Here is a 23,002-nt window from a genome sequence, read left to right as displayed (position 1 = left end):
GCCCCGGCGGGTGTACTCTGCAAAGCGAGCCGACTGTCCGGGGCGGGCGCCACGGCCTGCAGACGGGCATAGACCTCCTCCAGGCTGTGCCACTCCGTTAGCCCGGCGCTGTCAATCAGCCAGAAGCGGTTACAGCTTTCGCTAATCAGCTGGCGGTCATGACTGACCAGCAGCACGCCGCCGGGGTAATCGCGCAGCGTCTGCGCCAGCGCCGCTTTACCCTCCATATCAAGATGGTTGGTGGGTTCATCCAGCAGCAGCAGACTGTAGCGCGCCAGCGACAGGCCAACGAACAGCAGCCGCGATCGCTCGCCGCCGCTGAGGGTGCTGACCTTCTGGCTATGTCTCGCCCAGCCAAACCCGGCGGCGATCAGCGCCCGTTTACGGGTGTCCGCCGACGGGGCAAACGGCGTCAGGGCCTCGAGCAGGCTGGCCTCGTCCGGCAACTGCGCCAGCGTCTGGTCATAGTAGCCGGGGTGCAACCGGGGATGCAGGCGCAGCCCCGGGAGAGGCGATGCGTTGTTCATCTGCTGCCACAGCAGGCGCAGCAGGGACGATTTGCCGCCGCCATTACGTCCCATGATGGCCACGCGATCGCCGCTGCGCAGGCGCGCCACGCCGGTGGTGAAGAGGGATGGCTGACCCGGCGCGGGCGAGACGGGAAGGGTGTCCATCTCCAAAAGGCGGTCGGCCGGCAGGGCGTCCCCCTGTAACACCAGGCGCCACGGCGGGCCGACGCTGAGCTCGGTCTGCTCGTCTTTCAGGCGGGCGACCTGCTTCTCCATCTGTTTGGCTTTGCGGGCGAGATCTTCATTGTCATAGACCCGACCCCAGGTGGCCAGCCGCCGGGCGCTGGCGCTGACCCGGTCGATCTCTTTTTGCTCCGCCTTATGACGTAACGCGGCGCTTTCATCCTGCTCCTGCAGTGCCTGACGGGCAGCGCTGCAGGGCAAGGCGAAGCAATGTAGCGTCTGGTCACGGAGGATCCAACTCGCATTAGTTACAGCATCCAGTAAGGTGTTGTCGTGTGACACCAGTACGAAGCTCCCCTGCCAGGTTTGCAGGAAGCTTTCCAGCCACAGCAGGGTGGGCAGATCGAGATGGTTGCCCGGCTCATCCAACAAGAGCAGATCAGGCTGGCGGATCAGCGCCCGGGCCAGCAGCAGACGCGTGTGCTGGCCGCCGCTCAGGGTGGCGGTCTGCTGCTCCATCACCGCCGGGGTAAAGCCCATCTGCGCCAGCAGGCGCTCGGCCAGCCAGCGCTGTGCTTCCCGCGCGTCGGCGGGTAATGGGGCCAGCACCGCCTGCAGCAGCGACTGCGTATGCAGCGCCTCCGGCAGATGCTGTTCAACGCGGGCCATCAGACACTGACCGGCGAGCGAGACGCTGCCCGAGGTGGGCGCGAGGGTGCCGTCCAGCACTTGCAGCAGGGTGCTTTTGCCGCAACCGTTATGGCCGATGAGACCGATCCGGTCGCCTTTCTTCAGGGTGAAGGAGAGGGAGTTAAACAGCGGCCCAAAAGCCGTCTCCACGTGGAGCGCATGGGCAATTAGTAATGTACTCATAGTCAACTTACTCAAGAGTTACAGGCATGCAAATGCCTCGTCAAAACTCGCTGACGATAACCCGGTAAGCCGGAGAGAAGGGATTGCGTGAAGGGTCTTCGCTCAAGCCATAGTTATCGCAGCACGATACCGATAACGCTTGAGCTGGCGCAATTGCCTAAGGCATGTGAAACAATAAACATTTCACAATACAGCATGGGGGGCCTCCTTTTTTATTCAGTAAGTTGATGGGTGATGGCAGTGTAGTGGGGAAAGGGAAAGCGCGCCAGTGACAAAACTGGCAGGGGCCGATACCCACCAGTTTTCGTGTTCAGTGCCATTACCGGCGAGATATTGTTGGCGCAGAAGGCTAGTGTGTTTGCTAAAACGTAATGGGAAACCAGCGGGCGTGGTCGCGGGTATATTCCGTCATCGCCTGGGGATCCTTTATCGCCTGGCAGGGAGCCTCGAGAATATTCGGATACGAATCCGGATACCAATCCTCTTCGGTCGTTAAGGTAAAAAAGCGAGACTCCCGGTGAGTTTCACAGGTATAGGCGTTTTTAATATTGTCGACTTTGCGATATCCCCTGGGATCACGATATTCGATATACACGTTGTACTCAGAGCGGGTACCCCGCCACGCGCCAGGCTCCGGTTTCTGCCAGCGTATCGTCTGGTAGTAGCGCTCCCGCTCGCCGTAGCGATAGACAGGGGTTTCCCCGCCGGGAATCACGTCGGGTCTCAGGAAGAAAAACAGCAAACCCGCCAGCAGGAGTAACACCGATGGGAGAGTGTGGGTCAGCAGCCGCGGCGCCCGACGGTTAACCAGCAGCAGCCACAGCAGCGGCGGGATCGTGCTGACGATAAAAGCAAAGAGGATTTTCGCCGGCGTATAGAGTTCATGCACAGAGACCTCGCCGGCTTTCGCCGCGTAAAACGCCTGCTTATCGCCGAAATACCAGTACTCACCGTGAAAGGCGCTGATGGCGCTCACCAGCAACAGTCCGCTAAACAGCCCCAGCCAGAGGCGTAATATCGGCTGCAAAACCATTTTTTGCTGGCTCATTTACGGCTCCTGATGGTTTTAGTGACAAGCAGCTCGTCTTCAGAGACCGTATCCAGATCGGCAATCTGACTACACTGGTTGGCAAGGACCTGCAGATCGCCGTTCGGGAACCAGCCCTCATTGAATGACAGGGTGTAAAACTGGGTATGCCGCTGCACTTCACAGCGCCAGGCGCGGCGAAGATTGTTTCTGTCGATAAGCCAGCGGGGATCTTTCGCTTCAACAAAGGTTTCATATTTTGATTGCTTAGCGGAATGACTACCTGACCGGGTTTTCATCCAGAATATAGACGCATAATAGGTATTGTGTTTACCGTACTGAATACTGGCATCCCGACCCGGGGTGACCTCCGGGTGGAGGAAAATAAATATCCCGGCGGCAATCAGTACCATCAGCGGTAATATAGGATGCTGTATCGGCCGCCAGGGGATTTTACGTACCGCCAGCAGCCAGACCAGGGTAATAATAAACACGTAGAGCAGGGCGAAGATAAATTTACTCGGCTCATAGATGACGACATCCACCAGATCGCCGGTGGTGGGCTGATACTGCTCAGCGCGCGGGGTGAGCATCCACATATCACCGCTGAAGAGGCACATTCCGGTGATGATGGCGATACCGCCGATAAGAAACAAGACAATACGGATCAGAATCGCATTCGCTTTATTCGCGCCAGGGGTTAATTTTAGCATTTCACATTCCGTTGTGAGGGGGTGAGAAACAACTATTTTGCACAGCGGAGGGCGCGCGGCAAATGCTATCCGTTTTATATTTTTACGATGAATGAATATGGGCGAAAAAAACGTTTCTGTGGCGGGAGATATTATTCTGACGTTATTAAAAACCGGGCCGATATGTCGACCCGGTGAGCGTGATTAAATCGAGGTGCGGCGATAATTGCGATATTCCGGTAACCAGAAATTATCGCTGATCGCTTGCAGCAGCGCTTCGGCGGAGGTTTTCACCGCCACGCCTTGCTCCTGGGCCACCTTGCCGACCGCGAAGGCAATTGCCCGTGAGACGGTCTGGATATCCTTCAGCTCCGGCAGCACCGGACCTTCGCCGTTGTTGACCAGCGGCGAGTGCTGCGCCAGGGTTTCGCTGGCAGCCATCAGCATCTCGTCGGTGACCCGCGACGCGCCGGAGGCGATCACCCCCAGTCCAATACCCGGGAAGATATAGGAGTTATTGCACTGGGCGATGGGATACTGCTTGCCTTTCACGGTAACCGGGGAGAATGGGCTGCCGGTGGCGACCAGCGCTTCGCCGTCGGTCCAGCTCAGGATATTCTGCGGCGTCGCTTCCACCCGTGAGGTTGGGTTGGAGAGCGGCATCACGATAGGCCGCGGGCAGTGCTTGTGCATCTCGCGGATAATCTCTTCCGTGAACAGTCCCGGCTGACCCGAGACGCCGATCAGGATGTTCGGCTTCACGTTGCGCACTACGTCCAGCAGGGACAGCGCCTCGCTGGTGGTATCCCAGCTCTGCAGCTGCTCACGCTTTTGCACCAGCTTGTTCTGGAACGGTAGCAGATTAGGCATGCCGTCGGTTAACAGGCCGAAGCGGTCAACCATAAACACGCGCTGGCGGGCCTCTTCTTCACTGAGTCCTTCGCGGACGATCTGGGCGATAATCTGTTCAGCGATACCGCAGCCGGCCGAACCCGCGCCGAGAAAGACAATTTTTTGCTCGCTCAGCTGGCTACCGGCGCCGCGGCTGGCGGCGATCAGCGTCCCGACGGTCACCGCCGCGGTGCCCTGAATATCGTCGTTAAACGAGCAGATTTCATTGCGGTAGCGGTTGAGCAGCGGCATGGCGTTCTTTTGCGCAAAATCTTCAAACTGCAGCAGCACGTCCGGCCAGCGGGCCTTAATCGCCTGGATCACGTCGTCAACGAACTGATAGTACTCGTCGTCGGTAATGCGTGGATGGCGCCAGCCCATATACAGCGGATCGTCGAGCAGCTGCTGGTTGTTTGTTCCGACGTCCAGCACGATAGGCAGGGTGTAAGCCGGGCTGATGCCGCCGCAGGTGGTGTACAGCGACAGTTTACCGATCGGGATCCCCATTCCGCCGATTCCCTGGTCGCCGAGGCCGAGAATGCGCTCGCCATCGGTGACCACAATCACTTTCACGTTGTGGTTCGGGACGTTCTGCAGGATGTCGTCAAGGTTATGGCGATTCTGGTAGGAGATAAAGACGCCGCGGGCGCGACGATAGATCTCGGAGAACCGTTCGCAGGCCGCGCCTACCGTCGGGGTATAGATAACCGGCATCATCTCTTCAAGGTGGTTGCCGATCAGGCGATAAAACAGGGTTTCGTTGGTGTCCTGGATGTTACGCAGATAAATATGTTTGTCGATTTCAGTTTTGAATCCCTGATACTGGATCCAGGCGCGTTCCGCTTGCTCTTCGATAGTTTCAACCACTTCCGGCAGCAGGCCGAGCAGATTGAAATTGCTGCGCTCTTCCATACTGAAGGCGCTTCCCTTGTTGAGCAGGGGGAATTCAAGCAGAACGGGACCCGCGTAGGGGATGTACAGGGAACGGTTTTTCTTATGGGTAAATTGCATCGCACTAACTCCTTGATCATGACCACAGTCCCGGCGCGGCGATAAGCGAAGGGCGGGTGGAAAGCAGCGGGCAGAGTATAGAGCAGAAGGTCTTCAAGCGGGTAAACAAGCAGTCAATTGCCATAAAAAAACACCATCCTGGCAACAGGACGGTGTTGTTTATCATCACTCAGGCTGAAAATTAACCACCGCGGCGTTTGCGGCCGGTAGCATGGATGTGGTTGATGGTGGTTTCTTCATCGCCTTCCAGCACCACTTTTTTCTGCCGGGAAAGCTTATAGTTCAGACCGAGAAGATGACGTGCCTGATGGTTCGATTTCATTCTGACTCCTTTATCCTGTTCTGGTTTCAAGGGCAAACCCGGTAATGACCGGATGAAATGTAACCCAAAGTCGGCCGCGCGTTTTTTGTGCGGCCACAGGTAGGGTGGTCCATTTTCTCGGTAATAGCAACCCTGGGGAGCCAGATTAAGAACAGTCCTCCTTGCGCGCCGCAGGGGTCACCACTTCATCTCACCGGTATTAACTTTGGCGCTTAACTCCAGCGAGCTGGTCTCCGCCAGGCCCGGCCACTGTGCCTCCATCGCCTTGATCACCCCGGCCGAATCCGAATGCGTCTTCAGCGCCTGCTCGAACTGCTGGAGATAAGTTTTTGTAAAGCGCACCGCGCTGTCTCCCTCCGGCGGGGTGCCGAGATAATGACCCGGGATCACCCGCTGCGGGTGCAGGGCGATCATCTGGTCCAGCGTATTACGCCATTGCTGACGACTGGCCGGCGTCTGGGTGTCGGCGGTCCAGAGATGCATACCCCACGCCACGCCGGTGCCGCCGAGGATCGTTTTGTTCGCCCGGATCCAGACGAACGCCGCGTAGTCATGCGGCTGCATGATGGTCACTTTCTCGCCATCGATGGTAAAGCTGTTGGCCTCCAGCGCCTGTGGGACATACACCTGCGACGGCGCGCCGTCTTTCATTTGCGGGCCCCAGTACGCCAGTTTGGCCGCTTTGGTGGCTGCAATATGTTTGACGACCTCCGGCGTGGCGACCACCTCCGCCTGCGGGAAGGCTTTTACCAGCGGCTCAAGACCAAAATAGAAATCCGGATCGCCAGAGGTGATCACAATCCGCGATAGCGGTTTGCCGTTTTTCTTGATCATCTCCACCAGCTTTTCCCCATCTTTGACGCTGAACTGCGCGTCGAAAAGTACCGCTTCATGCGGACCGGAAACGAGGGTCGAGTTGACGGCAAAAAGTCCTTTTTCCTGCGGGTTGTAAGTTTGCAGCGTCAGAGGCGCCGCGAAGACCGCGCCGCTGAACAGGGCGGTAGCAACAGCAAGGGCAGATAATTTCATGATTTATTCTCAGTAACAGGTGAATGCGTTCCATTGTACGGATTTCGCTATTTGATAAAATTCCTGAAACAAGAGATGCTGAGTTTCATAAAACGTGCAGATCAGGGGGAGTGATGGACAGGGTGATTGCTGCGCAGGTGTATCTGCGCATCTGCGAGCTGGGAAGTCTTAGCGCCGCGGCGCGGGCGCTGGGTATGTCGCGCCCGATGGTGAGCCGTTATCTGGAACAAATGGAGAGCTGGGCCGGCGCCCGGCTGATCCATCGCTCAACCCGGCGGCTGACGCTGACCCCGGCCGGGGAGAAGGTATTGCTCAAGACCCGCGGTTTGACGCGGATCGCCGATGAAATCGCCGGCGAGCGTCAGCGGGCCGATCCCAGCGGCACACTGCGCGTCGCCTGCGCGCACTTTACCGCCATGCAGCTGATCTCTCCGCTGCTGCCGGACTTTCTCGCCCGCTATCCACTACTGCGCCTGGAGCTGGATATCAATAACCATCCGGTCAGCCTGATCGGCGAGCGTATCGACGTGGCCATTCGCATTACCGACAACCCGGAAGCGGGGGCCATCGCTCGTCGCCTCGGAGTGTGCCGTTCGCTGCTCTGCGCCGCGCCGCGCTGGATGCGCCAGCATGGCCCGTTGACGACGCCCGACGATCTGCAACGACATAACTGCCTGCTATACAGCCATTTCGCCAGCCAGCACTGGCAGTTCAGCGATGCGCAGGGGCGGGAAGCGTCGGTGGCGGTGAACGGTAATCTGAGCGCAGGGATATCTTCATTGCTGCTGGAGGCGGCGGTTGCCGGGTGCGGCATTGCGATGCTTCCCGAACTGGAGGCCCGGGGCGCGATTGCCAGCGGCACGCTGGAGGTGGTGCTTCCGGAGTGGACGCCGAAGGCGTTGAGCGTTTACGGCATCTATCTTTCCCGCGACTACCAACCTGACGGATTACCGCTATTTCTTGATGCGCTGCAGAGGCGTCTGGGAGAGGAGACTGGCCACGGCTGAGTCTTGGCGCTTCGCGCCCCGACAGCACCGGCGGAAGGCAATTCCGCCGGTAGGCTGACGTTGAGCTTTATTCGTTGCCCCACTGATTAAGGAAATTAGCGATATCGTCAATGCGGTCTTCGTTAATGGCCGCCTCGCGGGCCATTTCTCGCTGCGCCTCTTCGTCAATCTCTTCGTTATTAGTTAACCGCGCAATCAGCAGTTGGAAATAGCGCGCCAGCGCATCGCGTTCTTCATCCTTTACCGGCGCAGCCGCTTCGGTCTCGTATTCGTCCACGATGTCATAAAATTTCAGGGGGATGTCATTACTCATCTGTCGTCCTCAGGGGTGGCGTCGGGGCCAGGGTTAGCGCACAGCGGCGGGCGGACATCATAGCATGCGGCCAGAGTAACGGAGTGGAGGAAAGAAAAAATTGCCGCAACCGGGAGGCGAGGGGCCAGTATATAGCCGCAAGGGTTGGCCGGGAAAATACCGGCGCGCGCTGGCGCGCGTCGGTATGCCGGGAGGCTTAGACCACACCATCCCCGCCGTCAGAACACCACACCTGTCCGGAGGTATATGAGCAGGCATCGGATGCCAGGGTGACATACAGCGGGGCGATCTCTACCGGTTGTCCCGGGCGCCCCATCGGCGTGTCTTTGCCAAACTGTTTCACCTTCTCGTCCGGCTGGCCGCCGCTGGATTGCAGCACCGTCCAGTAAGGGCCAGGCGCTACGGCGTTCACGCGAATGCCTCGTTTCGCCACCTGTTTAGCCAGCGATTTAGTGAAGATCGCGAGACAGGCTTTGGTCTGCGCATAATCGAGCAGGATCGGGCTGGGTTTATACGCCTGCACCGAGGTGGTATTGATAATCGCGCTTCCGGCCTGGAGGTGAGGCAGTGCGGCGCGGGTGATCCAGAACGGCGCGTAGACGTTGGTTTTAAAGGTAGCGTCGAAATCTTCGGTAGTGAGTTCCTCAAGGGTTTCACAGTATTGCTGACGCCCGGCGTTATTAACCAGGATGCTCAGACCTCCCAGCTGTTCCACCGCGTCGGCCACCAGCGACTGGCAGAAGGATTCGGAGCGAATATCACCCGGGAGGGCCACCGCGGTGCGCCCTTCGGCTTTGATCAGGGCGATAACTTCATCCGCATCCTTTTGCTCTTCGGGCAGATAGTTTATCGCGACGTCGGCGCCTTCGCGGGCAAAGGCGATCGCCACCGCACGGCCAATACCGGAGTCGCCGCCGGTAATTAACGCTTTCTTACCGGCCAGCCGCCCGGAGCCGGTGTAGCTGGTTTCACCGTGGTCCGGGGATGGCTCCATTTCCGCATCCAGACCCGGCGGGGTTTGTTCTTGCTCCGGGAACTCCGGACGTGGAGCCGTCTCTTCTGGCAACATGGAGGTGGGTAACTTCTTCATTGGCGGTTTTTCATCTTGCATAGTCATCTCCTTCAGACAGAACGGGCCAGCTCTAAGAATAGGTCAGCTTCTCCTGGCGACAGACCCTGGATGACTCGCAACATCGCAGTCAATGGCCAACCGTAGGCGTAACGGTATGCTTTAACCGACTGATCCTTGGCGTATTTCGGGGGATAGCGTTGCGTTATTATTGCTGACGTTAAATTAGGATTATTCCATCCTTAATCAAGGGCCAAGGGCTATTTTCGTAACGCGCATGATCTTTTTCTCAAGTTACGATGAAGGTGCTGCATGAATAAACGATGAAGATGTTCATTAGCAAACCATGGTCTATAAGGTAATACCTCTTTAGGGGTAATATTTCTGNNNTTGTGTTCCGCGAGATAAAGAAATATTTATTCATTAAATCGTTTGCATTTTTTTACAAACGGCCGTTGGACGATTCTGTTTTACCCGCCGGTGAACATAACCTACGTCAAATAAAGGAGTTGTGTGAGGTATATTTTATCTTACCGCTTCGTTAGTAAAGCTTTATTTTGTCAGTGCGCGGATGGGTATCTGAAATTAATTTGACTCCTGCAGGCATTCCTCTAGTGTTAGATATCGAGGGCGATGATTTGTAACAGGGTCATTTTCCATTTACCAACCGATATTGATCAAACCAAAGGTGAAAATTATGGCAGAGCATAGAGGCGGTTCAGGTAATTTTGCAGAAGATCGTGAGAAAGCATCCGAAGCCGGGCGTAAAGGCGGACAGCACAGCGGCGGGAACTTTAAAAATGATCCTGAACGTGCATCCGAAGCCGGTAAGAAGGGTGGTAAGAACAGTCATGGCGGCGGCCGTAAATCCGGTGACAGCTAGCGACTGATGAGCTGTGACGCCGACAAATCGGCGTTGAGACAAAACCTGTGGGCCAGATGGTCCGCAGGTTTCTGCATATTCAGGGTTTATTTATCTATAACGACATTCATTATCCGCGATGTGGGGAAACTAAAAGGTGAGGAGGAAGTCGCCGCATCACTAGCAATAAAAGACGGCCGCAGCGGCAATAAATTAGCCGGACGGTAAAGACAGAAAATAACGGAACGGGACAATACGCAACGCTACTTTCTTTTTTATGCTTAGGCAAAAGAAAGACATTTTCAGCGTAAGGTTTAGCGCCTGACGCTGCGGTCAGAGCGTCGATAAAATGGTCGCTCAATATTGTTCGGTCCTAAGGTAATAAAATGAAGTTGACGCCAGTGTTTATTAAGCGCTGTCATCTTGTCGCCGCCGTTATGTGGGTGGGTCTGGCGATACCCTCGTTGATCTGGTGGAAAGACAGCGTACTGTGGGTCATTCTCATCAGTATTTATGCCAATATTGTTGGCCATTTATCCGGATATAGCGCAGCGCGAGCTGACCAGGCGGCGGAAGAGAGTGAAGATTCCACGTCAAAATAAAAGGTTAATGATCAGAGGTGTATATGACGGATATTGAAAATTATCACAACTGGCTTCGCGATGCGCATGCCATGGAAAAACAGGCTGAGTCGCTGCTGGTGGCCACCATCAGACGCCTCGATAATGAACCGCAGTTACGCACCCGCCTTGAACAACATCTCTATGAAACCCGACGGCAATTGTCCGCCCTGCAGGATATCATCGCCCGCAACCATATTTCCCGCTCTGCGCTGAAGGATGCGATGAGCCGGGTGGCGGCGTTAGGACAGACCATTGGCATCATGCTGCCCGGTGATGAGGTTATTAAAGTGATTATCACTGCCTACGTTTTTGCCCATTTTGAGGTCGCCTGCTATACCGCTTTATTAACGGCGGCGAAAAGAGTAGGCGACCACAGCGCGATGCATACACTGGAGGGTATCCTGGCTGAAGAGAGAGGAATGGCTGATTGGCTGCTCCATTATCTGCCAGCGCTGACCGGGCAATATCTTATGGATACCGATATGCCTGGCGTTGAGGCCGGGCATTAAGCCGCCGGAGAACGCTATGGTCAAACGGCAAACCATCGCGCTCCTCGCCGCCGAGGAAGAGGTTCCGCTGGTATTAACCGCCAGGCAGCAGGCGCTGGTGGACGCGGTAGCGAACAGGATGCTACCAGCGGAACGCAATCCCGTATCGCCTGTCGGCAAACCGCGCGCGAAGGCCAGGGCGGGGTCCGGATCGCGCTGAGGCGGCTGACAGGGACGGGCAGAACGCGAGGTGAGAGTGATGCAACGGGAAGAGTGGTTTCACAGAGCGGTCATCTATCAGGTTGACAGTTCGCTCTTTTATGATGCCAATGGCGATGGTTTTGGCGATCTCGCGGGCATTCGCCAAAAGCTACACTACATTCGCAGCCTCGGAGCGACGGTGCTCTGGCTGACTCCGTTCTATCTCACTCCTCTGCAGGATGATGGCTATGATATCAGCGATCATCTGCAGCCCGATCCGCGGTTCGGCACTATCGCTGACGTGATTGAGCTGATTGCCCGCGCCCGCGAGCTGGGACTGCGGGTGATCGTTGAGCTGGTGATCCAGCACACCTCCGCGCAGCACCCGTGGTTCCAGGCGGCGCGACGCGATCCCCGGTCGCCGTGGCGGCCGTATTATCTGTGGGCCGATCGGCCGCCGGAAAACGACGATCCTCCCATGTTTCCCGGCGTTGAGGAGAGCGTCTGGCGCTGGGACGAACAGGCTGGGCAATATTATCGCCACATGTTTTATCACCACGAGCCCGACCTGAATCTCGCCCATCCGCCGGTGATCGCTGAAATCGAAAACATTATCACCTTCTGGCTGCAGGCTGGGGTGTCTGGCTTTCGTCTCGATGCCGCGTCACATCTGGTCAAGCAGGCCGGAAAGGGCGACGAGACGCGCGGCTACCCGCTGCTGACCCATCTCCGGCAGGTTGTACAGCGCCTCAATCCCGATGCGATACTCCTGGGGGAAGTGGACGTCGCGGTAGAAGATTACCGTCATTATTTCGGCCAGGGCGATCGGCTGCAGATGGTGCTTAATTTCTGGCTTAACAAATACCTCTACCTCAGCCTGGCGCAGCAGGGCGCCGCGCCGGTGGTGAAGGCCCTGCAGGCGATGGTGACCCCGCCGGACGGGTGCTGCTTCGTCAACTGGCTGCGCAACCATGATGAACAGGATCTTGAGGGGATTGGCGAGCGCAACAAGCGCCAGGTTATCCGCACCTTTGCCCCTGATAAATCGATGTCCGTTTACCAGCGCGGCGTACGCCGAAGACTGGCGCCGATGCTGGACGGCGATACCCGACGCATAGCGTTAGCCCATGCTATCCTGCTGGCGCTGCCCGGCGTGCCGGTGATGCGCTATGGCGACGAGATTGGCATGGGTGATGATCTCTCCTTACCGGAGCGTTACGCGGTCAGAACGCCGATGCAGTGGTCGGCCGCGGCCAACGCCGGCTTTTCCCGGGCGGCGCGGGATGATTTGCCGGTAAAACCGGTGGCCAGCGGGCGGTTCCGCTACCAACGGATCAATGTCGAAACGGCGCTGCGCCATCCCAGGTCGCTGCTGCATCGGGTACGCAATATGGTATTGGCGCGCACGGAATATACTGAACCGGGATCCCTCCCTTTTACTCTCCTTACCCTAAAGCCCGACGCGGTGCTGGGCTTGCTCTATCGCAGCGAATCGCGGGAGGTACTGATGCTGGCCAACTGCAGCCAGCAGGCGGTAGAGGTCCTGCTCCCGACGCTGGCCGAGGGCTACTGGAGCCCAATTCTGGAAGATAAGCTCTATCAGGATGGCCTGCACGGCGGGAAAGATGCGCGGCTGGCACTCTCCGGGTATGGTTACCGTTGGTTCAGCCGCAGCCTGAGTTAGCGCCGTTTTCCGGAACGACGGAACAACGCCCGCAGCGCCATCGTCGCCACCGCTACCCCGACGCCGGCGGCGACTTTACCCGGGAGATCGGCGCTGATGGTGACTGCTTTACGCCGTGCGCCATCGTTAAAGGAGCCGTGGCCCGGATGATTGCCGCGCACCGGCGTGAACAGGTCGTCCTGTTGGTCTGACGACTTTGGCTGACCGGTAAACTGTCCCTCCCACGCTTTTTTCACCATCAGCCGATCGAGCAGGCGAGGGAAGAAGACCTGGCCGAGGATCGACTGGATGGTGCTTTTTCCGACCCACAGCTCGTTGACCGGGCGCTGGATGACGCTGTAAATAGCCTCGGCGGCGACTTCCGGCTGATAGACCGGGGGCACCGGCTGCATGGCCTGATCCATTTTGTTTCGCGCCCAGCCAAACTGGGCGGTGTTCATCCCCGGCAGTTGCACCATGGTCAACTGGATGTGGCTTTTCTCATGCATCAGTTCGGTTCGCACGGCATCGGTAAAGCCGCGGATCGCCGCTTTCGCTCCGCAGTAAGCCGACTGCAGTGGGATTGAACGCCAGGCCAGCGCCGAGCCGGCCTGAATAATCACCCCCCGATCCCGGGGGATCATGACCTCCAGCGCCGCGCGGGTGCCGTTCACGTACCCGAGATAGGTCACCTCCGTCACCCGGCGAAACTCCTCCTCGCTCATCTGACGAAAGGGCGCCAGCACGGTGGTCATGGCGTTGTTGATCCAGACGTCGATTGCCCCGAGGGTGGTTTCCACCTCGGCGGCGGCGCGCTGCAGCGCCCCGGCATCGACGACATCGGCGCTAATAGCCAGCGTTTTAATGCCAAACCGTTCACAGGCCTGTCGCGTCTCCTGTAAACCCGTTTCGTCTCGGGCGATCAGCGCCACGTGATATCCAGCGCGGGCGAAACGCAGCGCGGTAGCTTTGCCCGCTCCCGCGGTTCCACCGGTAATAACCATCACAGACATAGTGACCTCATTATGTTTTGGCTTTCACAATATTGACTGTACGGATCGGTTAATTATTTCTCACCAATGGCAATGACGAGGTGGGAAATATCCTGGAATAAGCGCAATGTGAATCAGGCGGCATCTCCTGGTTAGTTTCGGCAGATCCTACATACTTCGGCGAAGGCGTTCTATAATTTGTAGGATCCCTGACAACCAGCGAGGAGGAAAAATGTTAATGTTGAACGTTGTTAACGGTGAAAAAGAAGAGGATGACGCCACTCGCGCTCCGGAATCAGGTGATAAACAACCGGAGCGTGATAAATAGCGAAGCCGATACTATTCCTGCCCAGGAATAATGGATATCTGGCCGTTACGCTCGAGAATAGCGAATTTGATCGCTTTCAATTCATAAATGCCATGGTGCTGCCTGGCCGCCAGCAGGATATCATCGACAGAGATATTGACGAGCTTAATCTTCTCGTCGATGACAGCACCATTTTCCACCACGATAACCGGCGTACCATCGAGAAAATTTTCTGCCTGAGCAAATTTTTTCTTAATATAGCCGAACAAAATATCAATACTAACCAGGGTGACGATAGTCAGCATCGACCCGGTAACCGAATAGTCTGTGCTGAGCATCGCCTGCTGGGTGGCTTCGCTGATAATCAGCAACAGTATCAGGTCAAAGTTGGTTAATTGCATCAGGGTTCTTCTGCCGGCAATCTTAAAAATAATCAACAGGATCAGATAGATTGCTGCGGCTCTAAGGACCATTTCCATAGCGACTCCTACGGATAGACAAACTGCTGCCAGGTTACAGAATAGCGATCGTTAACTACCGCCTGCAGAGAGATATTACCGGCCGTTTTTGGGGTAACGGCTAACCACACAGATATCGGTGAAGGGGGGGTCGACCGCTGATAGACGAGATGTAATTTCCCGTCGGCGCTATACATTTTATCCGGCTGCGGACGGATATCACCGATCTGGTAGCGGGTTAATAACGGGGCGGCGAAGCTGATAATTGTGTCGCTGGCCGTATCCGGTTTAATCTGAATATTAAACTCGGTTTCACTCATCAGCCTGGCATAGCGCTGATAATCGACGCTTAATTCGCCTCCACTGGTTTCCCTGTGTGCTTCACTGAAATAACCGGAGGACCACAGGCCGCTTAACGCGGTAAGAATGATGAGACTCAAAACAATTATCCCATAGCGGCGGAAACGATATTCAAAGCGTAAGGAGCGTTCATTCTCATCGACGATAGGACAAGGCTGTTGATTCTTAATCATTAATATTTTCCCCGCGTTTCGTTTCGCCAGGAGCGTAACGATAAGGACATTCTTATATTAGACGATATCAGAACAATTGACTTTGTAAAAATGGCCAGCATCAGCCAGGCTTTATTCTCATCGTCAGCAAAAAACGGAGGCATGATGAAAAAACTAGCATTGGCCATGGCATGTCTGTTTGCCGTAGGTGTCGCGCAGGCGGACGATAAGGGAGGGTTTAGCCAGGATGCCGCGCCGCCGCCGCCGCACAAACTCGATGACGGCTATCGCGGCGTCGAGGATGGCCGGATCATGACCGTTGAGCAGGCGAAAACCATGCACGATGGCGCGACCGTTTCGCTGCGCGGCAATCTGCTCAAGCGGCAGGGAGATGACCGTTATCAGTTTCGTGATAAAAGCGGCACCATCACCGTTATTATCCCGGTCGCCGCGTTTAACGAACAACACGTAGAGCCAGACGATCTGGTCAATATCAACGGCAGTCTGGATCGCAAAATGACGCCGCCGGTCGTGCGAATCGATCGTCTGCTCAAGCAGTCGCCTAAGTAAGCGGAGCACGTCGATATGAGCACCTTTTCTCACTCGCAAGACGAAGAGCGCGGTAAGCAACCTGCCCGTGAGGCGCCCGGGGAGCAGGGCGAAGTTCCGCGTAAACGGGACGACAGCAAGGATGACAAATCTGATCCCTGGCATCCGCAGGATGGCCGATAGCGTCACNAACGACACGAAAACCAGGGGAACGTGGGAGCCAGAGGCTGCGAAAAGACGCAGCTTCGGCATCACGCACTATACTTTTTGTTCGACATCACTACAGGAGGAATCAAATGGCGATTCATAAGAAAGGGCTAGCGCACTGGGAAGGCGACCTGAAGCATGGCAAAGGCACCGTGTCGACAGAAAGCGGGGCGCTGAGCCAGCAGCCCTACGGATTTAACACCCGTTTTGAGGGGGTGAAGGGCACCAACCCTGAGGAGCTGATCGGCGCTGCACATGCCGCCTGCTTTTCGATGGCCCTGTCGCTGATGCTCAGCGAAGAGGGATATACCGCAACGTCCATTGACACTACCGCAGTGGTCACCCTCAATAAAACCGACGGCGGCTTTGCGATTACCGATATCGCGCTGCAAAGCCAGATCGTCCTGCCGGACGTGTCTCCGGCGGCGTTCGATGAGATCATCCAGAAAGCGAAAGCAGGCTGCCCGGTATCGCAGGTGCTAAAGGCCAACATTACCCTCGATTACCAGCTGAATCCGTAAGCCGTCGTGCCCGCGTGCTGCGGGCACTCTTTCCGCAATATCTCTCCCAATGCTGTCCAACAGTGGTATCTTTTGTCCTTTAGTTGCACGTAANNNATACCATCATGATCGGCATTCGCCGGATGATCGAGGCGCAGGTGCTCGGCCTGACCGGCATGGCGCTAAAAGAGATCGACTTTGAACGACCCAAAGGAGAGCCGGGGCTGTTTGGTCCCCAGTCGGCCATCTGGCAGGTGCACGGCGATTTTACCTCGATGCTCTGCGGCGGCATTAGCGCGCTGTTGCTGCAGATGCTGCATCCTCTGGCGCTGGCCGGCGTCTGGGATCACTCTCGTTTTCGCGAGGATATTTTGGGCCGCCTGCGCCGCACCAGCCAGTTTATTTCTGCCACCACTTTTGCCACTACCCCCGACGCCGAACGGCTAATCGCCAAAGTACAGGGGATCCATCAGCGGATCGCCGGGGTGGATAAGGACGGAACCCCGTATCAGGCGAGCGACCCGGCGCTGTTAACCTGGGTGCACGTCGCCGAGTGCAGTTGCTTTATGGCCTCCCACCTGCGCTACAAGCGGACGGTGGTCAGTCCCGAGCGCCAGGAGGACTATTTTCGTGAGTCGGCGGAAATCGCCCGGCGGCTGGGGGCTCGGGATATCCCTCAGACACCGCAGGAGGTGGCGGACTATCTCGAGGCGATGCGCCCGCGACTGCGCTGCGACGAACGTACCCGGGAGGTAGCTCAGGTGCTGCTCTCCACCCGTCTGCCGGGGCGGATGAGCCAGCCGGTCGGCCGGGTGATGATGAACGCAGGAATTGACCTTTTGCCGGAATGGGCGCAGGAGATGCTGGGATTGTCGCTCACGCCGCTGCAGCGGCGCACGACGCGCCTGGTGGTGCATGGCGTGGCCCGCGTACTGCGCGCCTCGGTACGCAACGGCGCCTGGCATTGCGCCATGCGCCGGATGACGGAGGCGTGATTCAGTTCGCTTGGCCCAGGTGACCGGCAATCAGCGCCAGCAGACTGCCATCTGCCCGCCACTCGCTAAGCGCGTCGTTTACCGCGTGAAAACGGTCCACGTCCGCCCGGGCGACGCAGATGGCCTGCTGGATCTCGGTAAAATTATCCGCCAGTACCCGCACCCCGGCGTGCTGACGGGCTGTCGCCTCCAGCGGCTGGCGGATACCGGCGACCATATCCCCTTCACCGGCGAGGAAGGCGTCGATTGCCTCCTGCGAAGAGGGAAGGCGATGCAGGCTGGCGTGCTGCAGATGGCGGGTTAGCCATAGATCGTATGCGGCGTTTTGTCCGACGTTAATGGTGGTTGCCGGGCGATCCATGTCGGCCACGCTCTGGCAGGGCGAATCAACGCTGACCAGCGCGGTGCCCTGGATGGTGATATAGGGCGAGGTAAAGCGCAGGGTGGCTTCCCGCGCCGGATCGATGGCCAGAAAGGCAATATCCCAGTGCTCGCCACCGGCGTCAGCCACCACTTTACCCGCGGCAGGATAGGGAACGAATTCGGCGCTGACGCCCCAGCGCGTCGCCAGCCGATGGCTGAGCTCGACGGTGATGCCCGCTGGCTTTCCTGTCTCCCCGAGATGGGCCAGGACCGCATTGCCCAGATTAATGGCGAAACGCAGCCGGGATGGTTTGTTATGTGACATCGCTGACTCCTGTGGTGGCTAAGCTAAAGTGGCCCGACCTGTGGCCACCCTTCAAAAGATAGTTCATAGGCGCAAGGTTGCAGCGTTCCAACGGCACATACAGTAAATAGTCATTACCGACCGCCGCGATATCGTTAAACGGCAAGGCAATGGCTTTTATATTGTTAAGCATAAACTCAGTTTGTCAGTTTATTCTTCTCGCTCACAAAGGGAGAGAAATAATGACACAACATAATTTTGAAAATGATAATAAATATCANGAGCGTTCGGTGCAGGCGCGAAAGAGTACCCTTGTAAGCGTGGTGGTTAATATTTTCCTTTCTGCCTTACAGGTAGTCGTGGGAATATTTTCCGGCTCTCAGGGATTAATTGCTGACGGAATGCACTCTTTTTCCGATCTGGTCGCCGATGGCGTGGTATTGATGGCGAATAAAAAGAGCCGTCGACCGTCTGACCACGATCACCACTATGGCCACTGGCGCTATGAGAACGGCGCCTCCCTAATCATCGGCGCGATGCTGCTGCTCGTCGGGGGTGGCATGCTATGGTCCGCGGCGGGCCATCTCGCGCAACCGCAAACTATTCCGCCGGTGCACAGCGCGGCGCTGTGGATGGCGCTGGTGGCGCTGGCCGTCAAGGAGGGGCTGTTTCGCTATATGCTGGCGGCCGCCAGGCGGCTGAATTCGTCGCTGCTTATCGCCAATGCCTGGCATGCCCGCTCTGACGCCGCATCCTCCCTGGTGGTGGCCCTGGGGATTATCGGTAATCTGGCCGGGTTCGCCTGGTTCGACCCGCTCGCCGCGCTGGCGGTGGGGCTGCTGATTGCGCGCATGGGCTATCGTTTCGCCGTCAGCGCGCTGCATGATTTAATGGACCGTGCGGTTGATGAAGAGATGCAGCAGGCGATCGCCGATACGCTGCGAACCACGCCGGGCGTGGCGGGCCTCCACGATCTGAAAACCCGTAAGGCGGGGGATCTGGTGCTGGTGGATGTCCATCTCGAGGTGGCTGGCGAGATGTCGGTAGCCGAAGGGCATCAGATTGCCCGTCACGCGCGGGAGCGGGTGCTGGCGCAGCATCCGGTGCTTAATGTGATGGTGCATCTCGATCCCTGCGAAGCGCAGGGGTTGACGAAAGCGGTCTGATACACCCGGTAGCATAAGCGGAAAAATGAATTGGCTCAGCGGTTATTTTTTCTTCTGAGCCATTATTGCTGGCGCATTGATTGCCTGAAATATAAAAAAGGCCCATACTAAAAACGCCATTACCATCGCTAAATAATGGCGCAGATCTGCCCATCGCAGTTAACGATAAAATAAACCAATCGGCTCATAGATAATCTCTATTCTGTATTCAGAGATAATGACCAGAGCGGTAATTCAGGAAGTCAGACAATGATCATTCGGCCAGAACAACACTGGTTTCTTCGCCTATTTGACTGGCACGGCTCCGTGCTGTCGAAAATCATCTTTCGCCTGCTGCTAAATGTGCTGATGTCGATCATCGCCATTATCAGCTATCAATGGTACGAACAGCTGGGGATCCACTTAACCGTGGCGCCGTTCAGCCTGCTGGGGATTGCGATTGCGATTTTCCTCGGCTTTCGCAACAGCGCCAGCTACAGCCGCTTCGTCGAGGCGCGCAATCTGTGGGGGACGGTGCTTATCGCCGAACGCACGCTGGTGCGTCAGCTGCGCAATATCCTGCCGGCGGAACACGATGCCCATCGCCGCATCGTCAGCTATCTGGTGGGCTTTAGCTGGAGCCTGAAGCACCAGCTGCGCAAAACCGATCCGACGGCTGACCTGCGGCGGTTGCTACCGGAGGAGAGGGTGACGGAGATCCTCGCCAGCTCAATGCCCACCAACCGGATCCTGCTGCTGGCCGGCAACGAAATTGGCCAGCTGCGGGAGGCGGGCAAGCTCAGCGACATCACTTACGGGCTGATGGACAACAAACTCGACGAGCTGGCGCACGTGCTGGGCGGTTGTGAAAGGCTGGCCACCACCCCGGTGCCTTTCGCCTATACCCTGATCCTGCAGCGTACCGTCTACCTGTTCTGTACGCTGCTGCCGTTCGCCCTGGTCGGCGATCTGCACTACATGACGCCGTTTGTCTCGGTCTTTATCTCTTACACCTTTTTATCGTGGGATTCGCTGGCGGAAGAGCTGGAAGATCCGTTCGGCACCGCAGCCAATGACCTGCCGTTGAACGCGATGTGCAATACCATCGAGCGCAATCTGCTCGACATGACCGGTCAGCATCCGCTGCCGGAGACGCTGCGTCCGGACCGTTACTTCAATCTGACCTGAGCCTGGCCCACCGGGCGGTTTCGCTGCCCGGTCATCACTTTCCGTAGCAATTTATCCGTCACAGCACCGCGGTGAAAACCGCAAAATTTGCAAATAAGTTAAATTTAACACCTGATAGATAACATCAATTATACAGAATTGTGGTGTATGTTATTATTCAGTTAACAAACGCAGTACCTACGCTTTCCCATCGTACTATCCTTGAGAAACAGCATTCTTTTCAGGTGACGCCATGCGATTCACGCTTCGTCGCCGGGGTTGTCGTACGCCTTTTTCGGCTAGAGACAGCCAGAACAGAGCAGCAGGAGTAAAGAGATGACCAATAAAAGACGCGCGGTTCCCGGTGTTCACCCCTATGACGGTCCGGCAGGCGGGTGGGGCGCGTTGAAGGCCACGGCCATCGCCGTGCGCACCCAGATGGATGCCTTTGAGGCGCCCGCCACGCTGCTGCGTACCAACCAGCCGGACGGTTTTGACTGCCCGGGCTGCGCCTGGCCGGATAAAGAACATAAATCGACCTTCCAGTTTTGCGAAAACGGCGCCAAAGCCGTGACCTGGGAGGCGACCACCAAACGGGTGACGCCCGCATTCCTCGCGGCAAATACCGTATCTTCCCTGCTGGCAAAAAGCGATTTTGAACTGGAGGGCTACGGCCGCTTAACCCATCCTTTGGTTTACGACCGGGACAGCGATACCCTGCGCCCGGTGGCGTGGGAGCAAGCCTTCGCCCGTATCGGCGAGATCCTCCGCGGCCTGCAGCCGGATGAGGTTGAATTCTACACCTCTGGCCGAGCCTCCAACGAAGCGGCGTGGCTGTTCCAGCTGTTTGCCCGCGAGTATGGCACTAACAACTTCCCCGATTGCTCCAACATGTGTCATGAATCCACCAGCGTGGGCCTGCCACAGTCGATCGGCATTGGTAAAGGCACCGTCTCCCTCGACGATTTTGACCAGACCGAGCTGGTGATCTCCATCGGCCATAATCCGGGCACCAACCACCCGCGGATGATGGGCACCCTGCATGAGCTATCCCGCCGCGGCGTGCCGATTATCGTTTTCAATCCGCTGCGTGAACGGGCGCTGGAGCGTTTTGCCGATCCGCAGAACGTAATGGAGATGGCGACCCGGCGCTCGACGCCGATCGCCTCGACCTACTACCAGGTACGGGCCGGCGGCGACGCGGCGGCGCTGAAAGGGATCGCCAAAGCGCTGCTGCAGCTGGAGGAGGAGCAGGGCAATGTGCTCGACCACGCGTTTATTGCCCAACATACCCAGGGATTCACCGCCTTCGCCGATGACCTCCACGCCACCCGCTGGCAGGACATCGAACAGGAGTCTGGCCTGACGCGCGAATCCCTGAACCAGGTTGCGGCGGCTTACGCCAAATCCAGGGCCACCATCGTCACCTACGGTATGGGCATCACCCAGCATAACAAAGGCACCTCCAACGTGCGTCTGATTGCCGACCTGCTGCTGATGCGCGGCAATATCGGCAAGCCGGGGGCCGGGATCTGTCCTTTGCGCGGTCACTCGAACGTCCAGGGTAACCGCACTGTCGGGATTAGCGAAAAACCCTCCGCGGCTTTCCTCGACAGCCTGCAGCGGGTGATGGGGATTACGCCGCCGCGGCATCATGGCCACGATGCGGTAAAAGCCCTGGAGGCCATGATCGCCGGCGAAGCCAAAGCGCTGATCTGCCTTGGGGGCAACTTCGCCGTGGCGATGCCGGACCACGAACGCGCCTTCCCGGCGATGCGCGGCCTTGAGCTCAGCGTTCACGTCGGCACCAAGCTCAACCGCTCACATCTCCTGACGGCGAAAGAGACCTTTATTCTGCCGTGTCTGGGCCGCACCGAGCTTGACCTGCAGGCCAGCGGCCGGCAGTCGATCACCGTCGAGGATTCGATGTCGATGGTGCATGCTTCGTCGGGCAAGCTTAAGCCCGCCTCGCCGATGCTGCGCTCGGAGCCGGCGATTGTCGCCGGTCTGGCGAAGGCCACCTTGCCCGCCAGCAAAGTGGACTGGCAGTACCTCGTGGAAGACTACGATCGCATTCGCGATCTGATCGAACAGACCATTCCAGGGTTCGAGGATTATAACCAGCGCATTCGCCATCCTGGAGGCTTCCGCATGCCGCTGCCGCCGACCGAGCGCATCTGGCCTACCGCCACTGGTAAAGCCATGTTCTCGGTATTTAAAGGGGTGCATGAGAACGTGGTGGTGGAGGGTGAGGACGTGATGCGCCTGGTGACGCTGCGCAGTCATGACCAGTACAACACCACCATCTACGCGATGGATGACCGCTACCGTGGCGTCTTTGGCCGCCGCGACGTGCTGTTTATGAACGAGCAGGATATGGCCGCCCAGGGTCTGGAGCATGGCGATCGGGTGGATATTCATACCGCGCTGCCGGGAAGCGCGCTGACGCTGGAAGATATCACGGTGGTGGCCTACGGCATTGCGCCGGGCACCGTCGGCGCCTATTATCCGGAAGCCAACGTGCTGGTGCCGCTGAACTATCTGGATGAAGAGAGCGGCACCCCTTCGTATAAGTCGGTTCCCGTTCGTCTGACGCTGCGCTCGAAAGAGATCCGTCCGCTGGCCGGCGGGCGCTAAAAAGGTATAGCGCAGAGCGGCGTCGCGCCGTCCTGCGCCCCGCAGCACCTCGTGGTGTCCTCGCTTGAATTTATCGCTAGCGAAACTAACATTCTGGTAACCT

27 protein-coding genes (1 of these 27 only partly in view) are annotated in these 23,002 nt (G+C 57.4%); 14 read left to right on the top strand and 13 right to left on the bottom strand.

The features are described 5' to 3' along the window. The 4 genes from VZP09_RS09255 to VZP09_RS09240 form a co-directional block, all read right to left on the bottom strand. Window positions 1-1,565, bottom strand: the 5' portion of a protein-coding gene (locus VZP09_RS09255) for an ABC-F family ATP-binding cassette domain-containing protein (RefSeq protein ID WP_328795068.1). 151 nt of this gene lie to the left of the window's left edge; only the first 1,565 of its 1,716 coding nucleotides appear in the window; it begins with the start codon at window positions 1,563-1,565; its stop codon lies beyond the left edge, outside the window. 361 nt (window positions 1,566-1,926) lie between these two features. Then, window positions 1,927-2,613 (bottom strand): hypothetical protein, encoded by a 687-nt coding sequence (locus VZP09_RS09250; RefSeq protein WP_004200032.1) that lies wholly within the window; start codon window positions 2,611-2,613, stop codon window positions 1,927-1,929. Beyond that, on the bottom strand, window positions 2,610-3,305 hold the full coding sequence (locus VZP09_RS09245) for a hypothetical protein (RefSeq protein ID WP_040211381.1): 696 nt from the start codon (window positions 3,303-3,305) through the stop codon (window positions 2,610-2,612). Before VZP09_RS09245 ends, VZP09_RS09250 begins: the two co-directional genes overlap by 4 nt. A gap of 183 nt (window positions 3,306-3,488) precedes the next feature. After that, the gene (locus VZP09_RS09240) at window positions 3,489-5,186 is read right to left on the bottom strand and encodes an NAD-dependent malic enzyme (RefSeq protein WP_002906125.1); all 1,698 of its coding nucleotides are present in this window, start codon (window positions 5,184-5,186) and stop codon (window positions 3,489-3,491) included. Window positions 5,187-5,242: 56 nt separating this feature from the next. On the opposite strand from VZP09_RS09240, the gene VZP09_RS09235 reads away from it, so the two are divergent. After that, a complete protein-coding gene (locus VZP09_RS09235) occupies window positions 5,243-5,371 on the top strand; it encodes a hypothetical protein (RefSeq protein ID WP_002906122.1) in 129 nt (42 codons plus the stop codon). Here VZP09_RS09235 and sra read toward each other — a convergent pair. Continuing rightward, window positions 5,368-5,508 carry a stationary-phase-induced ribosome-associated protein gene (gene sra / locus VZP09_RS09230; protein WP_004143727.1) on the bottom strand — a complete coding sequence of 47 codons (141 nt, stop codon included), beginning with the start codon at window positions 5,506-5,508 and terminating at the stop codon, window positions 5,368-5,370. The two genes, VZP09_RS09235 and sra, sit on opposite strands and share 4 nt — an antisense overlap. Window positions 5,509-5,685: 177 nt before the next feature. Next, window positions 5,686-6,537 (bottom strand): Vmh family MBL fold metallo-hydrolase, encoded by an 852-nt coding sequence (locus tag VZP09_RS09225; protein ID WP_029602101.1) that lies wholly within the window; start codon window positions 6,535-6,537, stop codon window positions 5,686-5,688. A gap of 113 nt (window positions 6,538-6,650) precedes the next feature. Between VZP09_RS09225 and VZP09_RS09220 the strand changes: the two genes are divergently transcribed. After that, window positions 6,651-7,544 (top strand): LysR family transcriptional regulator, encoded by an 894-nt coding sequence (locus VZP09_RS09220; RefSeq protein ID WP_004891688.1) that lies wholly within the window; start codon window positions 6,651-6,653, stop codon window positions 7,542-7,544. Window positions 7,545-7,611: 67 nt separating this feature from the next. On the opposite strand, the gene VZP09_RS09215 is transcribed toward VZP09_RS09220, so the two are convergent. Further along, on the bottom strand, window positions 7,612-7,857 hold the full coding sequence (locus VZP09_RS09215) for a YmjA family protein (protein ID WP_002906114.1): 246 nt from the start codon (window positions 7,855-7,857) through the stop codon (window positions 7,612-7,614). A gap of 196 nt (window positions 7,858-8,053) precedes the next feature. Further along, window positions 8,054-8,968, bottom strand: coding sequence for an SDR family oxidoreductase (locus VZP09_RS09210; RefSeq protein ID WP_004151242.1), 915 nt, complete (start codon window positions 8,966-8,968; stop codon window positions 8,054-8,056). A gap of 655 nt (window positions 8,969-9,623) precedes the next feature. Between VZP09_RS09210 and VZP09_RS09205 the strand changes: the two genes are divergently transcribed. From VZP09_RS09205 to VZP09_RS09185, 5 genes are all read left to right on the top strand, one after another. Next, entirely contained in the window at window positions 9,624-9,809 is a 186-nt protein-coding gene (locus VZP09_RS09205; RefSeq protein ID WP_004143718.1) for a general stress protein, read from the top strand. A gap of 365 nt (window positions 9,810-10,174) precedes the next feature. Then, complete coding sequence (locus VZP09_RS09200; RefSeq protein ID WP_004143717.1) at window positions 10,175-10,390, top strand: hypothetical protein; 216 nt, start codon at window positions 10,175-10,177, stop codon at window positions 10,388-10,390. A gap of 23 nt (window positions 10,391-10,413) precedes the next feature. Beyond that, on the top strand, window positions 10,414-10,920 hold the full coding sequence (locus VZP09_RS09195; RefSeq protein WP_004151243.1) for a ferritin-like domain-containing protein: 507 nt from the start codon (window positions 10,414-10,416) through the stop codon (window positions 10,918-10,920). 16 nt (window positions 10,921-10,936) lie between these two features. Then, a complete protein-coding gene (locus tag VZP09_RS09190) occupies window positions 10,937-11,119 on the top strand; it encodes a hypothetical protein (protein WP_020324736.1) in 183 nt (60 codons plus the stop codon). Between the two features lie 39 nt (window positions 11,120-11,158). Beyond that, entirely contained in the window at window positions 11,159-12,784 is a 1,626-nt protein-coding gene (locus tag VZP09_RS09185; RefSeq protein ID WP_040211379.1) for an alpha-amylase family protein, read from the top strand. Here VZP09_RS09185 and VZP09_RS09180 read toward each other — a convergent pair. From VZP09_RS09180 to VZP09_RS09170, 3 genes are all read right to left on the bottom strand, one after another. Next, window positions 12,781-13,776: an SDR family oxidoreductase gene (locus VZP09_RS09180; protein WP_040211377.1), complete on the bottom strand. Its 996-nt coding sequence runs from the start codon at window positions 13,774-13,776 to the stop codon at window positions 12,781-12,783. The genes VZP09_RS09185 and VZP09_RS09180 overlap by 4 nt on opposite strands. A 318-nt stretch (window positions 13,777-14,094) precedes the next feature. Then, window positions 14,095-14,541 carry a DUF421 domain-containing protein gene (locus tag VZP09_RS09175; RefSeq protein WP_004176033.1) on the bottom strand — a complete coding sequence of 149 codons (447 nt, stop codon included), beginning with the start codon at window positions 14,539-14,541 and terminating at the stop codon, window positions 14,095-14,097. Between the two features lie 8 nt (window positions 14,542-14,549). Beyond that, entirely contained in the window at window positions 14,550-15,053 is a 504-nt protein-coding gene (locus VZP09_RS09170) for a hypothetical protein (protein WP_004151247.1), read from the bottom strand. Between the two features lie 144 nt (window positions 15,054-15,197). On the opposite strand from VZP09_RS09170, the gene VZP09_RS09165 reads away from it, so the two are divergent. The 4 genes from VZP09_RS09165 to VZP09_RS09150 all read left to right on the top strand — a co-directional run bounded on the left by VZP09_RS09165 (window position 15,198) and on the right by VZP09_RS09150 (window position 17,283). After that, the gene (locus tag VZP09_RS09165) at window positions 15,198-15,602 is read left to right on the top strand and encodes a YdeI family stress tolerance OB fold protein (protein WP_002906035.1); all 405 of its coding nucleotides are present in this window, start codon (window positions 15,198-15,200) and stop codon (window positions 15,600-15,602) included. A gap of 15 nt (window positions 15,603-15,617) precedes the next feature. Next, complete coding sequence (locus VZP09_RS09160; protein ID WP_002906033.1) at window positions 15,618-15,764, top strand: hypothetical protein; 147 nt, start codon at window positions 15,618-15,620, stop codon at window positions 15,762-15,764. A gap of 113 nt (window positions 15,765-15,877) precedes the next feature. Beyond that, window positions 15,878-16,309, top strand: coding sequence for an OsmC family protein (locus VZP09_RS09155; protein WP_002906030.1), 432 nt, complete (start codon window positions 15,878-15,880; stop codon window positions 16,307-16,309). 104 nt (window positions 16,310-16,413) lie between these two features. Continuing rightward, entirely contained in the window at window positions 16,414-17,283 is an 870-nt protein-coding gene (locus tag VZP09_RS09150) for an oxygenase MpaB family protein (protein ID WP_040211375.1), read from the top strand. Window position 17,284: 1 nt separating this feature from the next. On the opposite strand, the gene VZP09_RS09145 is transcribed toward VZP09_RS09150, so the two are convergent. Then, window positions 17,285-17,971, bottom strand: coding sequence for an ABC transporter substrate-binding protein (locus tag VZP09_RS09145; protein ID WP_004200024.1), 687 nt, complete (start codon window positions 17,969-17,971; stop codon window positions 17,285-17,287). Further along, window positions 17,961-18,143 carry a hypothetical protein gene (locus VZP09_RS09140; protein ID WP_004143707.1) on the bottom strand — a complete coding sequence of 61 codons (183 nt, stop codon included), beginning with the start codon at window positions 18,141-18,143 and terminating at the stop codon, window positions 17,961-17,963. The genes VZP09_RS09145 and VZP09_RS09140 overlap by 11 nt, the downstream gene beginning before the upstream one ends. Window positions 18,144-18,192: 49 nt before the next feature. Here VZP09_RS09140 and VZP09_RS09135 point away from each other — a divergent pair, with 49 nt between their 5' ends. The 3 genes from VZP09_RS09135 to VZP09_RS09125 all read left to right on the top strand — a co-directional run bounded on the left by VZP09_RS09135 (window position 18,193) and on the right by VZP09_RS09125 (window position 22,899). Then, window positions 18,193-19,116 carry a cation diffusion facilitator family transporter gene (locus VZP09_RS09135; protein ID WP_328795067.1) on the top strand — a complete coding sequence of 308 codons (924 nt, stop codon included), beginning with the start codon at window positions 18,193-18,195 and terminating at the stop codon, window positions 19,114-19,116. A gap of 249 nt (window positions 19,117-19,365) precedes the next feature. Further along, on the top strand, window positions 19,366-20,283 hold the full coding sequence (locus tag VZP09_RS09130) for a bestrophin family protein (RefSeq protein WP_328795066.1): 918 nt from the start codon (window positions 19,366-19,368) through the stop codon (window positions 20,281-20,283). Window positions 20,284-20,598: 315 nt separating this feature from the next. After that, window positions 20,599-22,899, top strand: coding sequence for an FdhF/YdeP family oxidoreductase (locus VZP09_RS09125; protein WP_002906020.1), 2,301 nt, complete (start codon window positions 20,599-20,601; stop codon window positions 22,897-22,899). Window positions 22,900-23,002: the final 103 nt, after the last annotated feature.

It is taken from the genome of Klebsiella sp. EMBS2024 (genome assembly GCF_036233805.1).
GTDB lineage: Bacteria > Pseudomonadota > Gammaproteobacteria > Enterobacterales > Enterobacteriaceae > Klebsiella > Klebsiella pneumoniae.
Note: the sequence above shows the minus strand (reverse complement) of the source record. Positions and strands in the feature narration are given on the sequence as shown.

Bases quoted from the DNA above. Each gene is read 5' to 3' on its own strand.
- VZP09_RS09250 (WP_004200032.1), bottom strand. From the start codon at position 2,613: ATGAGCCAGCAAAAAATGGTTTTGCAGCCGATATTACGCCTCTGGCTG.
- VZP09_RS09245 (WP_040211381.1), bottom strand. From the start codon at position 3,305: ATGCTAAAATTAACCCCTGGCGCGAATAAAGCGAATGCGATTCTGATC.
- VZP09_RS09240 (WP_002906125.1), bottom strand. From the start codon at position 5,186: ATGCAATTTACCCATAAGAAAAACCGTTCCCTGTACATCCCCTACGCG.
- sra (WP_004143727.1), bottom strand. From the start codon at position 5,508: ATGAAATCGAACCATCAGGCACGTCATCTTCTCGGTCTGAACTATAAG.
- VZP09_RS09225 (WP_029602101.1), bottom strand. From the start codon at position 6,537: ATGAAATTATCTGCCCTTGCTGTTGCTACCGCCCTGTTCAGCGGCGCG.
- VZP09_RS09220 (WP_004891688.1), top strand. From the start codon at position 6,651: ATGGACAGGGTGATTGCTGCGCAGGTGTATCTGCGCATCTGCGAGCTG.
- VZP09_RS09215 (WP_002906114.1), bottom strand. From the start codon at position 7,857: ATGAGTAATGACATCCCCCTGAAATTTTATGACATCGTGGACGAATAC.
- VZP09_RS09210 (WP_004151242.1), bottom strand. From the start codon at position 8,968: ATGCAAGATGAAAAACCGCCAATGAAGAAGTTACCCACCTCCATGTTG.
- VZP09_RS09205 (WP_004143718.1), top strand. From the start codon at position 9,624: ATGGCAGAGCATAGAGGCGGTTCAGGTAATTTTGCAGAAGATCGTGAG.
- VZP09_RS09200 (WP_004143717.1), top strand. From the start codon at position 10,175: ATGAAGTTGACGCCAGTGTTTATTAAGCGCTGTCATCTTGTCGCCGCC.
- VZP09_RS09195 (WP_004151243.1), top strand. From the start codon at position 10,414: ATGACGGATATTGAAAATTATCACAACTGGCTTCGCGATGCGCATGCC.
- VZP09_RS09190 (WP_020324736.1), top strand. From the start codon at position 10,937: ATGGTCAAACGGCAAACCATCGCGCTCCTCGCCGCCGAGGAAGAGGTT.
- VZP09_RS09185 (WP_040211379.1), top strand. From the start codon at position 11,159: ATGCAACGGGAAGAGTGGTTTCACAGAGCGGTCATCTATCAGGTTGAC.
- VZP09_RS09180 (WP_040211377.1), bottom strand. From the start codon at position 13,776: ATGTCTGTGATGGTTATTACCGGTGGAACCGCGGGAGCGGGCAAAGCT.
- VZP09_RS09175 (WP_004176033.1), bottom strand. From the start codon at position 14,541: ATGGAAATGGTCCTTAGAGCCGCAGCAATCTATCTGATCCTGTTGATT.
- VZP09_RS09170 (WP_004151247.1), bottom strand. From the start codon at position 15,053: ATGATTAAGAATCAACAGCCTTGTCCTATCGTCGATGAGAATGAACGC.
- VZP09_RS09165 (WP_002906035.1), top strand. From the start codon at position 15,198: ATGAAAAAACTAGCATTGGCCATGGCATGTCTGTTTGCCGTAGGTGTC.
- VZP09_RS09160 (WP_002906033.1), top strand. From the start codon at position 15,618: ATGAGCACCTTTTCTCACTCGCAAGACGAAGAGCGCGGTAAGCAACCT.
- VZP09_RS09155 (WP_002906030.1), top strand. From the start codon at position 15,878: ATGGCGATTCATAAGAAAGGGCTAGCGCACTGGGAAGGCGACCTGAAG.
- VZP09_RS09150 (WP_040211375.1), top strand. From the start codon at position 16,414: ATGATCGGCATTCGCCGGATGATCGAGGCGCAGGTGCTCGGCCTGACC.
- VZP09_RS09145 (WP_004200024.1), bottom strand. From the start codon at position 17,971: ATGTCACATAACAAACCATCCCGGCTGCGTTTCGCCATTAATCTGGGC.
- VZP09_RS09140 (WP_004143707.1), bottom strand. From the start codon at position 18,143: ATGCTTAACAATATAAAAGCCATTGCCTTGCCGTTTAACGATATCGCG.
- VZP09_RS09130 (WP_328795066.1), top strand. From the start codon at position 19,366: ATGATCATTCGGCCAGAACAACACTGGTTTCTTCGCCTATTTGACTGG.
- VZP09_RS09125 (WP_002906020.1), top strand. From the start codon at position 20,599: ATGACCAATAAAAGACGCGCGGTTCCCGGTGTTCACCCCTATGACGGT.